Genomic DNA, 11,700 nt, shown 5'->3' with positions numbered 1-11,700 from the left:
CGACGTGAGACCTCTGCCCTCCTCCCTTTGCCTCCTGCCCCCGCACTCCCCCCCCCCCCCCCCCCCCCTCCTTCCCCCCCCCCCCCCCCCCCCCCCCCCCGCTTCCCCCCCCCCCCCCCCCCCCCCCCCCCCCCCCGTCCCGCTGGGCGTCAGACCTGCTCGGCCTTGACGGGAGTGCCGGTGGCCGCGACGGCAGGGGCGGGCTCGGGGGCGCCGGAACGCCGGCCCAGGTCCGGCAGGACGGTGGCCAGACCGGCCACGGCCATGATCACTCCGAGCCACAGCGGGGCGCGCAGACCCCAGACGTCGATCACGACGGCGCCGATGGAGGAGCCCAGGATGATGCCGAGGGTGATGAAGGAGGAGTGGACGGTGTTGACCAGCGGGCCCGCGTTGCCGGTGCGCTGCACGCGGGTCGCCATCGCCGGGTTCATCGTGACGCCGACCAGGCCGATGCCCATCATGCAGATGACCGCCGGGACGGGCAGGTCGGCGAGGAGGGCGAAGCCGGCCAGGAAGACGGTGTTGAGCACCAGGCCGACGGCGAGCACCGGGACGGTGTGCCCGTCGGCGAAGCGGCCGACGACGTTGTTGCCGATGACGGTGGCGGCGCCGTAGGCGATCAGCAGGAGGGGGACGGTGCCCGTGGAGAAGCCGGTGACGTCGGTGAGGATCGGGTTGAAGTAGCTGAAGGCGGAGAAGGTGGCGCCGATGATGAGCGTGCTGGTCGACAGCACCAGCCACAGCTTGGGCTTGCGGAAGACGCCGACCTCCTCGCGGAAGCTGCCGCCGCCCTGGGCCCGCTCGATGCGGGGCACGCCGAGGAGGGTCGCCACCGCGGCGAGCACGGTGATCAGGGTGATGGCCCAGAACGCGGCACGCCAGCCGTAGCGCTCACCGACGAGCGTGGAGATGGGCAGACCCAGCAGGGTGCCGAGCATCAGGCCGTTCATCGCCACCGCGATCGCGCGGCCGCGCACCTCGGGCCGGGTGATCTGGGCGCACATGGAGATGCCCACCCCGAAGAAGGCCTGGGAGGCGATACCCGTGACGATGCGTGCGGCCATCATCGTGGCGTAGCCGGTCGCGGTGGCGGCCAGCACGTTGCCCGCCAGGAAGATGACGAACAGCACCATCAGCGCGGTGCGGGGCGGGAGCTTCATGACGGCCACGGTCAGGAACGGCCCGCCGGCCGCCATGGCCACCGCGAAGGCGGTGATGAGGTATCCGATCTGCGGGATGGTCGCGTTCAGGCCGTCGGCCATCTGCGGCATCAGTCCGGCGACCACGAACTCACTGGTCACCATGGCGAAGATGCCGAGGGCCAGGACGTATACGGCGCGAGGCACGGTGTCCGTCTCCTTCGGGGGTTGGTGCCGTCCGGCGGCATGGCCGTACGGCGTCTCGTTCTCGTGGTGTATGTGTCGGTTATGTATCGGTCAGTTCAAAACTTGGGCGTGCGGAGGCCCCGTCCGGCCCCGGCGGCGTTCGCCGTCAGGCGGTCAGGGCGTCCAGGGTGACGTCGGCGATGGACTGCAGCGCGGCCCGGTCGGCGCCACCCTGACTGGAGATCCGCATGCCGCCGATCGCCGCGTTGACGAAGCGGGCCAGCGCCCCCGGGTCCCGGCGGGAGGTGACGCTCCCGTCCCGCCGGCCCTCCTCCAGCACGGCGCGCAGGGCGGCCAGCCGGCGCGCCGTGTCGCGCTCCAGCATCCCCGCCGCCCGGGAGTCCCGGGCGGCCAGTTCCACCGTGGTGTTCACGGTCAGACAGCCGAGGCTGTGGCCGCCCGCCCGGTGCTCCGTCTCGCCGTCGACCACCATGGCGAGCAGGGTGCGGATGCGCTCGGCGGCGGTGAGCCGCCGGTCCTCCAGGACGGCCAGATGCGCGCTCGTCATCGTGTCGATGTAGCGGGCCAGTGCGCGCTCGAAGAGGTCGTGCTTGCTCTTGAAGGTGTTGTAGATGCTGCTGCGCCCCAGCCCTGTGGCCTCGCACAGGTCCTGCGTGGAGGTGGCTTCGTAGCCCTTCTCCCAGAATGTGCGCATCGCGGCGTCCAGGGCCCGGTCCTCGTCGAAGGTCCTCGGTCGAGCCATGCTCCGACCGTAGCAGATTTTGGATAGGTCAGTCCAATAGCTCGGGGCGGTCGGTCACGGTGCTCCCGCCTGATAGCGCGGACCCAGGACGGCGCGCGGCGACCAGGGACGCCGCCCCGTACGGAACATCGCGTCCGCCCGCGCGAGCGCGCCGGGCCGCAGCTCCTCCGTGCCGCCGAGGGCCGCCAGCCGGGTGGCCGAGTCGTCCCCCAGGTACAGCGCGCCCAGGTCCCGGACATCGAGCCGCAGATCCGGGCCGCGCCCGGTGCGGACGCAGGACGCTCCGTCCGGCCCGCCCTCCAGCAGCCATCTGCCCGCGGCGTAGCCGGCCGCGTCGGCCACCTCCAGCACCAGGCCGCCCTCGACACCGTAGGTGCGGGCGGACAGCGCCCGGGGGGCGTCGAGGATCCGCAGCCACATGTAGTCGCTCAGGGCGCTGACGCGCGCCGCCCGGGGGTCGCCGAGGCACAGGGGCAGCAGGGTGTCCGGGGCCCGGTAGGGCAGGTGCACCGTGGTCACCCAGTCGACCGTCACGGCGTAGCGCAGCAGGGCGGCCTCCGCCTGCGGGGACACCGCGATCAGGTCCCGGATCCACAGCGGTGACCGGGGCAGCATGCTCCCCCAGGTCTCCTCGGCGCTGAAGCACAGCAGTCCGTCGGTCTCGCCGGTGTCCGGATCCAGGTACAGGGCGAAGAACGGCTCGGGACGGTCGGACGGGGCCGTCGAGCGCTGCCCGGTGGCGTCCAGCCACCACTGCTCGTCCCGGAGCAGCGCCCCGGGCTGGACGGCCCGCAGCCGGTCGTACACGGCGGGCGCCGCCTTCAGGTACTCCCGGGCGTCCACCAGCACCACCCCCGACACGTCGGCGGCGCGCCGCGGATCCAGCCGCGCCCGGTGCACGTCGATCTCGAACCAGGCCATCGCCGTCGCGGGCCCGAAACCGTAGCGGCCGTAGAGCGGATACTGGGCGGCGTCCAGGACGGCGAGCGGCTCACCGCGCTCGAAGGCGCCCTGGAGGTCCATCGCCACCATCCGGCTCAGCAGGCCGCGACGGCGGTGCGTGCCCGCGACGCTGACCTTGGAGATCGCGGACGCGGGCAGGAAGGCGCCGCCCGGCACGGTCAGCTCCTGGGCGGAACTGCGGTACGTGCCGACGCACCGGTCCATGTCGAAGGCACCGATGAGCCGGTCCCGGCCGGCCGTCGACCGGATGGCGTCGACACTGCTCTCGGTGTAGGGGCGCAGATATCCGTTGCCCCAGGTGCGGGTCCAAGCGGGAAGGTCGTCCTCGGTGACGGGCCGTATGTCGATCACCGCTGAATCGGTCATTGCTGCTCAACCTCCGGTCGCCGCCGGCGAGGCGGCCCGGCCGTCGCTGGCCGCGCCCCTCGCCGGCGTCGCGTCAGCGCCCTGTGGTGACGGAGAGCGAATGGTGGAAATAGTTCGACGGGTCCCAGCGGCCCTTGATCTGCTGGAGCCTGCGGTAGTTGCCCTTGTAGAAGAGCGAGTGCCAGGGCAGGTCCGAGCGGTTCTGGCGCGGGTCCGCCATGTCCGGGTCGGGGTAGTTGATGTAGCAGCCGTCGGTCACGCCGTCGATCCCGGGGACGCCGTTGGTCTCGGCGAAGACATCCTGGTACCAGTCGCGGATCCACCGCATGTAGCGGGCGTCGTCCTTCGGGTCGGACCAGATGTTCTGGAAGATCACCTTGAACACGGAGTCGCGCTGAGCACTGGCCGTGGCGTGCGGCCGCACCGAGTTGATCCGGCCGCCGAAGGACAGCAGCACCAGCGTGGTGTCCGGGTTGTCCAGCTCCGGGTCGGCCAGGAACCGGTACAGCGACGCGGCCTGGTGGTCGGTGAAGTTCTTGCGGAAGTAGGCCGACTTCAGCCCCACCCGGGCGACCGGGTTGGCCCCCACCGGGTCCGGTGCGCCCAGCATCCGCGCCGCGGCCAGCCACGGAAGCTTCATCGGGCGGAACTGCCCAGGCATGGCCGCGAGTTCACCGCTGGGCCGCTCCATCGGAACCGGCTCGATGCCGGTCCCCTCCAGCAGCTCCTCCAGATACGCGTCGAGCAGCGCCCGGGAGCGGGGGATCGTCGCGTCGATCTGCGTGTAGAGGCTGAGCCGGCCGAAAGCCTTGGCGTTGACGTTGAACAGGCTGCTCAAGTGGCGGTACTCGTCGTCCGGGCCCCCGTGCCGCTCGTGCCAGGAGCCGAAGTTCTTCATCAGCCGGGTGAACGAGGCCTCGTCCAGCTGCTCCCAGGGAAAGTCGAGGGCGCTCGTCCACACGCGTGCGGGCGGGTTGACCAGCTGGTCGCCGGGCCGGCTGCCGGTGGCGTCCGGCGAGCGGAACCAGTAGCGGGTCGCCAGGCCGAAGTTGCCGCCTCCACCGCCGGTGTGCGCCCACCACAGGTCGCGGTTCGGGTCGTCCTCCTCCCGCGTGGCGACCACCGTACGCACCCGGCCGCGCCCGTCCACAACGACGACCTCCACCGCGTAGAGGTGGTCGACGACCAGGCCGTAGGCCCGGGACAGCATCCCGTAGCCGCCGCCCGACACATGCCCGCCGGCGCCGACGCTGTGGCACACCCCGCCGGGGATGGTGACGCCCCAGCCCTTGTAGAGGGCCTCGTACACGTTGTAGAGGCGGGCGCCGGCGTCGACGTAGAAGGCGCGGAACTTCGGGTCGTACCCGACGGCGTTCATCTCGGAGAAGTCCAGGATGACCTCCACCTCCGGGTTGCAGGTGAAGTCCGCGACGCAGTGCCCGCCGCTGCGCACCGACACCCGCTTGCCCGCGCGGAACGCCTCGCGCAGGGCCCGCGCGGCGTCGGCCGAGGAGCGGATCATCCTGATGTACTCGGGGTGGGCCACGAAGCGCTTGTTGATGCCGGTGGTCAGCATCTCGTAGCGGGGGTCGGCGGCGACGACCGTGGCGCCGGCGGCGGTGCCGGCCCCCGAACCGGCCGCGGCGGCGGGCGGCGCGGCGACCGTCAGCGCCGCGGTGCCGGCCACGGCCGCACCGCCCGCCAGAACGGACCGGCGGCCGAGACGTGCAGATGACATGGTTCACCTCTTGGCTGGAGTGAAGCTGGGACCCGTGCCGGGAGAAAGGACCACGCATGAACGGCGGCCGGACGGGGCACGGGAAGACGCTAGAGGTGTCCCGGCCCGAATACCACTGATGACGCGAGTAGTCGACCGCTACCCACCCCTACCGGGTCGGGTAGAAAACAGCCCGCGCAGCCGGATTTCCTTGAGTACTCTTCCGCACCCCTTCTAGGGTCGGCACGCACCGCGGCTGACGAATCCACCACCACGGTGCCTTTCGAATCCGCGCCACCACATCAAGGGAACGGGTCTGTAGCGCATGAATATCGTCAGGAATCTCGTTGGCAGGACCGCTCTGGTCACCGGGGGGAACCGGGGCATCGGAGCGGCGATATCCCGTCGGCTCGCCGCGCAGGGGGCCGATGTCGCGCTGACCTTCGCCCGGAACAAGGACCAGGCGGAGGCCGTCGCCGAGGAGATCGGCCGGTCGGCGGACGTCCGCGCGCTGGCCGTGGCCGCCGACGCCTCCGACCCGGAGGCCATCCGCGCGGCGGTGGACGCGGTGGCCCGCGAGTTCGGCCGCATCGACATCCTGGTCAACAACGCCGGCTACATGGACATGTCGATGCCGGCCCTGGAGGACACCCCGCTGGAGGTCCTGGACCGCACGCTCGACGTGAACACCCGTGGTGCCTTCCTCACCGCGCAGGCCGTCGCCCGGCACATGGGCGAGGGCGGACGGATCGTCAACGTCAGCAGCTGCCTGGCCACCCATGTCCCCGGCCCGGGCATGACGGTGTACGCCATGAGCAAGGCCGCGGTCCGGGGGCTCACCCTGGGTCTGGCCCGTGACCTGGGGCCGCGCGGGATCACCGTCAACGAGGTCGCCCCGGGCTCCATCGACACCGACATGAACCCGGCGGACGGTCCCTCCGCCGACTACCAACGCTCGCAGAACGTCTTCGGCCGCTACGGCACCGCCGACGAGATAGCCCACACCGTGGCTCACCTCGTCTCCCCCGAGGCCGCGTTCGTCACCGGAGCCTCGGTTGCGGTGGACGGCGGATCCAACCTCTGACCGCTCCCCGCGCGGAGCCCTCCCGCCAGCCCTGCGACCGAAGTGGGTCACACCATGCGCGCTCTCGTCATCGACCGCACCGCCCCCGGCGGACTCCGGCTCACGGATGTCCCCGACCCCGTACCGGGACCCGACGAGGTCCTGGTACGGGTCGCCGCGACCTCCCTCAACCACGGGGAACTGCCCCAGACCGGCAACGCCGCCGCCGAGGAGGGCACGGTCCCGGGCTGGGACGCCGCGGGCACCGTGGAGCGGCCCGCCGCCTCCGGCGCCGGACCCGCCGCCGGTGCCCGCGTCGTCACGTGGGGCTGGTCCGGCGGCTGGGCGGAGTTGCGCGCGGTGCGCTGCGACGAGCTGGCGGTGCTGCCGGACGAGGTCGACTTCGTGCGGGCGGCCGCGCTCCCCGTGGCCGGCCTCACCGCCCTGCGCGCGCTGCGCCGGGCCGGGGTCGCGCCGGGCCACCGGGTCGCCGTCACGGGCGCGTCGGGCGGTGTGGGGCACTTCGCCGTACAACTCGCCCGGCTCCAGGGCGCCGAGGTGGTGGCCGTGGTGGGCGGCCCGGAGCGCGGGGCGGGCCTGGCCGAGCTGGGCGCGGGGCAGGTGGTGACGGACCCGGAGCGGATCGAAGCCCCGGTCGACGTCCTCCTCGACCAGGTCGGCGGTCCCCTGCTCGCCCGGCTCCTGGAACGCATGGCCGACGACGGGACGGTGATCTCCATCGGGGCGGCCTCCGGCCTCGAAACGCCGCTCGCGCCCTACCGGCTGGTGGAGAAGCGGCTGACGCTCATCGGCATCCAGGCCGGCGGGCGCACTGGCGCCGACCTCCACCACCTGGCCCGTCTCGTGGCCGAGGACCGGCTGCGGGTGAGCGCGAGCCGGGTGGCCGACTGGCGGTCGGCCGGCGAGGTGGCCCAGGACATCGTCGCCCGCCGGGTGCGGGGCAAGGCGGTACTGACCCTCTCCTGATTCCCCCCTTTTCCCTTCCCGACTTCTCTTTCTTTCCAGCGCGCCGCCGGTCTCCGGTGGCGCGCTTTCTTTTCCGCCTGCCCACCGTGTTACTTACTCATCCGAGTAGGCAAAGTCGCCGCACGATTACCCGGGTTATCAGTGGCCATGCCCCGGGTGGGTTAACTAGCTTGTTTCTCAGAGCTTCTGGTCCGGCTACCGAGTGAATCGAGTGCCAGTGTCCACGACGGTTTACAGCAATTCCCACCGTATCGATGTCCCGGATCCGGCGGCCGGCGCCGTGGATCTGCGCTCGGCTATGCGGCTGTTCCCGACCGGTGTCGCGCTGTTGTGCACCGGCAGCGGTGAGCGGGCGGTCGGCATGACCATCAACGCGTTGATGTCCGTGTCGCTGGCACCGCCCCGCATCCTGGTCAGCGTCCTGCACACGGCCCGCGCCCATCCCGTGCTGTGCGACAGCGGGTCCTTCACCATCCACCTCCTCAGCGACCGGCAGGCCGCGACCGCCGGGCTGTTCGCCTCCCGGGACAAGCCGTGCGGTCCCGACCTGGAAACCATGGTCGAGCAGGAGGTACTGCCCATCGCGCTCGCCACGCTGTGGTGCTCCGTCGAGGAGGTGTTCCAGGGCGGTGACCACAGCCTCTTCCTGAGCCGCGTTCAGTCGATCGGGCACGGCGAGGAGAACGGCGAGCCGCTCCTCTTCCATCGCGGAACCCTCGGAACCAAACATCAGTGAGGTGTCCTTTGTCTGTCCTTCCCGCGGGAATTCCCGCCGAAGCGATACGGGCGGTCGGCGAGCGGTCCCAGCCCCTGCCGCCCGGCACCAACGTCAGCATGTTCAGTCCCCGTGACGTCTACGGCGTCGTACGGCCGCGCACGGTCGAGGAAGTACGCGCCGTGGTGAGGGCGTTCGCCCAGGCCGAGAGCGGCCCCCGGCTCCAGGCCCTGAGCACGGGACGCAACTGGGGCCTCGGGTCCCGGGAACCGGCCCGCGACGGGGTGGTGACCCTGGAACTCCAGGGCCTGGACGCGGTCCGTGACCTGGACGTCGAAGGGGGCTGGGCGGTCATCGAGCCCGGCGTGACCCAGCTGCGCCTGGCCGAACTACTCGCCGACACGGACCGCATGCTGAACGTCACCGCCTCCTCCGGGCACACCAGCGTCCTCGGCAACATGATCGACCGTGGCGTCGGCCTGCGCCGGCAGCGCACGCTGGACCTCGCCGGACTCGAAGTGGTCCTGCCCGACGGCGAGTTGATCCGGGTGGGCTGGTGGCCGCACGGCGAGCGGCCGGGCGCGGTCAACCCGCAGGGCCTCGGCCCCTCGCCGCTGTCCCTGTTCACCCAGTCCGACCTCGGCATCGTCACGGCCGGCGTCGTACGGCTCCTCCCCCGCCCCGAGGCCCAGCGCGTCCTGCGTCTCGGCTTCGGCCGCGACCGGCTGTCCGAGGCCATCGACGAACTGCGGCGGTGGACCGCGCAGGGCCTGGTCTCCGGAGTGCTGAAGGTCTACGACACCGTCTCCACCCACTCCTACGGCGGTCTCGGTGACGCCTACGTGGCCCACCTGTGTGTCGACGGCACCGAGCGGTCCGTCGCCGCCGTCACCCGTGTCATCGAGGAGGAGGCCGCCCACAGCGGGCTGTTCACCTCCGTCCTGCGCTCGGACGAGCATCCCCCCGCTGCCGACGACCTCGTCGCGCGTGCCGTGGAACGGCTCTACGCCGGAGACCCCGCACGCAACGAGACCATGCTCAGGTCGGCCGTGGGCCAGGAGGCGGACCAGGTCGACGCCAAGGGCGGCGGCTGGCTGTTCTTCCTGCCGTTGATCCCCTTCACCGGCCGCGAGGTCGCCCGAGCCCAGGAACTCCTCGCCCAGGTGCACGCGGAGACCGGTGTGCAGGCGGGCTCCACCATCAACGCCCTGGACCCGGACGTGATCGACCTGGTGGTCTCCTTCCGCTTCCCGCGGACCGAAGCCGACGCCGCACGGGCGCACCGCGCGCTCGACCGGACGTACGAGCTGTTCGCCGAGGCCGGCTTCCACCCCTACCGCCTCGACTCCGACCACCACCAGTGGGTCGACCGGCTCTCCGTCGATCCCGCCGCGCGCGCCTTCGTCCGCCGGCTGAAGCAGACCCTCGACCCGCGCCAGGTCATCGCACCGGGCCGGTACGCCTGACCCCCACGGAGGACAACGTGACCATCATCGAACCGACCCAGGCGCAGACGTCCGCCCAGGTACCCAACACCGCCGAGGACATCCTGCGCCACGCCCGGGAGGCCGTGCCGTTCCTCCGGGAGCGGGCCGCCGGGATCGAGGCGGGCCGCAGGCTCCCCGAGGACGTCGTGGACCTGCTCCGCCGGGGCGGCGTGTTCCGCGCCGCCGTCCCCAAGGACCGCGGCGGCCCGGAGCTGACCTCCATGGAGCAGACCGAGCTGATCGAAACCCTGGCCACCGGTGACGTCTCGACCGCCTGGTGCGCCATGATCGGCATGGACTCGGGCATCTACGCGGGCTACCTGGAGGAGGCCGCGATCCGGGAGTTCTACGACGCCCCGGACACCCCCAACTCCGGCTGGATCCACCCTCAGGGCCGCGCGGAACGCGTGCCGGGCGGCTACCGCGTCTCCGGGCACTGGCGGTTCGGCAGCGGCTCCACCCACTGCGAGGTGCTGGTCGCCGGGTGCCGGGTCTTCAAGGACGGCGAGCCGGAGACCGATCCCGTGACCGGGGACCCCGTGCACTGGCGGGTCATGGTGGCCCGTCCCGACCAGTACGAGATCGTGGACACCTGGTACACCACGGGGCTGGCCGGCAGCGGCTCCTGCGACTACAAGGTGACCGATCTGTTCGTGCCGGAGGAGCACTCCTTCTCCTTCCGGGTGCCGCGCCGCACCGGCCCGCTGCACGCCACACCCGACGCCATCCTCCGCAAGATGTCCGGCGTGCCGCTGGGCATGGCCCGCGCCGCCATCGACCACGTGCGCGACCTCGCCGGCACCCGCATCGACCGGGAGAGCGGCACCCCCTGGGCGGACAGCGCACGGGTGCGGTCGACCCTGGCTCGGGCGGAGATGGAGCTGGCCGCGGCCCGCGCCGGTGTCTACCGCAGTCTGGAGGAGCAGTGGGCGGCCCTGGAGCGGGGTGACGAGACCACGGCCCGGCAGCGTACCGCGACCGCGCTCGCCCGCTACCACGCCTTCAGCACCGCGCGGACGATCGTCTCCTCGCTGTTCGACCTGGTGGGCGGCTCGTCCATCTACCGCGAGACGTCCCCGCTGGACCGCTGGCTGCGCGACGCCCACACCATGTGCCAGCACGCCGTCGCCCAGGACTCGATTCTGGAGCTGACCGGGCAGGTCCTGCTGGGCGGGGAGTCCCGCAGCCCGTTCTTCTGACAGGCCCGCGCTCCCCGAGCCGAGCGGTCCCACCCGTCTAGTTTCTAAGGACAGGACAGTGTCACAGAGCACGACCTCCGCCCCGCACAGCCACGACGGCCACCACCACGAGCAGCCGGCCCGGGACGTCCTGCACATCCCCGCGGGCGAGGGCCGGTCCGTGTGGCTGAGCGGTGACGTCTACACGGTCAAGCTGACCCACGAGGAATCCGGCGGGTCCCTGACCTTCCTGGAGGCCTCCGTTCCGCCCGGCGGCGGACCTCCCCTGCACATCCACGCGGACGCCGACGAGGCCTTCTACCTGCTCTCCGGCGAGCTGGACATCACGGCTCGGGGACGCACCTACGCCGTACGCCCCGGGGATTTCGTGTTCATCCCCAAGGGCACCGCCCACCGGTTCCGCAACAACGGCATCCACACGGCACGCCAGTTGCTGCTGTTCAGCCCCTCCGGGGTCGACCGCTTCTTCCTGGAGGCGGGCTCGCCCCCGGTGCCGGGCACCCCGCCCCCGCCGCCCGAGGCCGAGGACCTGCCCACGATCGTCGCCATCGGGGAGCGCCACCATCTCTTCCAGGCAGGGGAGGACCCGAGGTGACCCCCCATGTGCTCGACCACTCGCCGGGCGTGCTCGCCGACCTGGCCGTCCCGACCACGGGGCAGGCCGCTCAGGCCAGGTACTCCTGGCGAGACCTGCCCGCGGCGCAGCAGCCCGAGTACCCCGACCCCGAGGCTCTGCGCGCAGTGATCGCGGACCTCGAGTCGTATCCGCCGCTCGTCTTCGCGGGCGAGTGCGACCAGCTGCGCGCCCGGATGGCGGCCGTCGCCAAGGGAGAGGCGTTCCTCCTCCAGGGCGGCGACTGCGCCGAGGCCTTCGACGCGGTGTCCGCCGACCACATCCGCAACAAGCTCAAGACACTGCTCCAGATGGGCGCCGTGCTGACCTACGCGGCCTCGGTGCCCGTGGTGAAGGTCGGCCGGATCGCGGGCCAGTACTCCAAGCCCCGCTCCAAGCCGACGGAGACCCGCGACGGGGTGACGCTGCCGGTGTACCGGGGCGACTCCGTCAACGGCTTCGACTTCACCGAGGCCAGCCGCATCCCGGACCCCGAGCG

At 71.9% G+C, this 11,700-nt stretch carries 11 protein-coding genes; 7 read left to right on the top strand and 4 right to left on the bottom strand.

Going from position 1 to position 11,700, the window contains the following annotated elements:
• Positions 1 to 149: 149 nt before the first annotated feature.
• The 4 genes from ACZ4U1_RS11600 to ACZ4U1_RS11585 all read right to left on the bottom strand — a co-directional run bounded on the left by ACZ4U1_RS11600 (position 150) and on the right by ACZ4U1_RS11585 (position 5,158).
• Positions 150 to 1,349, bottom strand: coding sequence for an MFS transporter (locus ACZ4U1_RS11600; RefSeq protein WP_467902306.1), 1,200 nt, complete (start codon positions 1,347 to 1,349; stop codon positions 150 to 152).
• A gap of 145 nt (positions 1,350 to 1,494) precedes the next feature.
• The gene (locus ACZ4U1_RS11595; protein WP_467902305.1) at positions 1,495 to 2,091 is read right to left on the bottom strand and encodes a TetR/AcrR family transcriptional regulator; all 597 of its coding nucleotides are present in this window, start codon (positions 2,089 to 2,091) and stop codon (positions 1,495 to 1,497) included.
• A gap of 54 nt (positions 2,092 to 2,145) precedes the next feature.
• Positions 2,146 to 3,420, bottom strand: a complete 1,275-nt coding sequence (locus ACZ4U1_RS11590; RefSeq protein WP_467902304.1) for a GNAT family N-acetyltransferase — start codon at positions 3,418 to 3,420, stop codon at positions 2,146 to 2,148.
• Positions 3,421 to 3,493: 73 nt separating this feature from the next.
• The gene (locus ACZ4U1_RS11585) at positions 3,494 to 5,158 is read right to left on the bottom strand and encodes an FAD-binding oxidoreductase (protein ID WP_467902303.1); all 1,665 of its coding nucleotides are present in this window, start codon (positions 5,156 to 5,158) and stop codon (positions 3,494 to 3,496) included.
• Between the two features lie 304 nt (positions 5,159 to 5,462).
• Between ACZ4U1_RS11585 and ACZ4U1_RS11580 the strand changes: the two genes are divergently transcribed.
• The 7 genes from ACZ4U1_RS11580 to ACZ4U1_RS11550 all read left to right on the top strand — a co-directional run.
• Positions 5,463 to 6,221: an SDR family NAD(P)-dependent oxidoreductase gene (locus tag ACZ4U1_RS11580; protein ID WP_467902302.1), complete on the top strand. Its 759-nt coding sequence runs from the start codon at positions 5,463 to 5,465 to the stop codon at positions 6,219 to 6,221.
• A gap of 54 nt (positions 6,222 to 6,275) precedes the next feature.
• Positions 6,276 to 7,187, top strand: a complete 912-nt coding sequence (locus ACZ4U1_RS11575) for a zinc-binding dehydrogenase (RefSeq protein ID WP_467902301.1) — start codon at positions 6,276 to 6,278, stop codon at positions 7,185 to 7,187.
• A 217-nt stretch (positions 7,188 to 7,404) separates the two neighbouring features.
• On the top strand, positions 7,405 to 7,923 hold the full coding sequence (locus ACZ4U1_RS11570; protein WP_467902300.1) for a flavin reductase family protein: 519 nt from the start codon (positions 7,405 to 7,407) through the stop codon (positions 7,921 to 7,923).
• Between the two features lie 98 nt (positions 7,924 to 8,021).
• The gene (locus ACZ4U1_RS11565; RefSeq protein ID WP_467902298.1) at positions 8,022 to 9,368 is read left to right on the top strand and encodes an FAD-binding oxidoreductase; all 1,347 of its coding nucleotides are present in this window, start codon (positions 8,022 to 8,024) and stop codon (positions 9,366 to 9,368) included.
• A gap of 17 nt (positions 9,369 to 9,385) precedes the next feature.
• On the top strand, positions 9,386 to 10,588 hold the full coding sequence (locus tag ACZ4U1_RS11560; protein ID WP_467902296.1) for an acyl-CoA dehydrogenase family protein: 1,203 nt from the start codon (positions 9,386 to 9,388) through the stop codon (positions 10,586 to 10,588).
• Between the two features lie 58 nt (positions 10,589 to 10,646).
• On the top strand, positions 10,647 to 11,183 hold the full coding sequence (locus ACZ4U1_RS11555; RefSeq protein WP_467902294.1) for a cupin domain-containing protein: 537 nt from the start codon (positions 10,647 to 10,649) through the stop codon (positions 11,181 to 11,183).
• Positions 11,184 to 11,224: 41 nt separating this feature from the next.
• The coding region (locus ACZ4U1_RS11550; protein ID WP_467902923.1) for a 3-deoxy-7-phosphoheptulonate synthase at positions 11,225 to 11,700 on the top strand (476 nt) is incomplete at its 3' end.

The organism is Streptomyces sp. NPDC028928, assembly GCF_055564915.1.
Note: the sequence above shows the minus strand (reverse complement) of the source record. Positions and strands in the feature narration are given on the sequence as shown.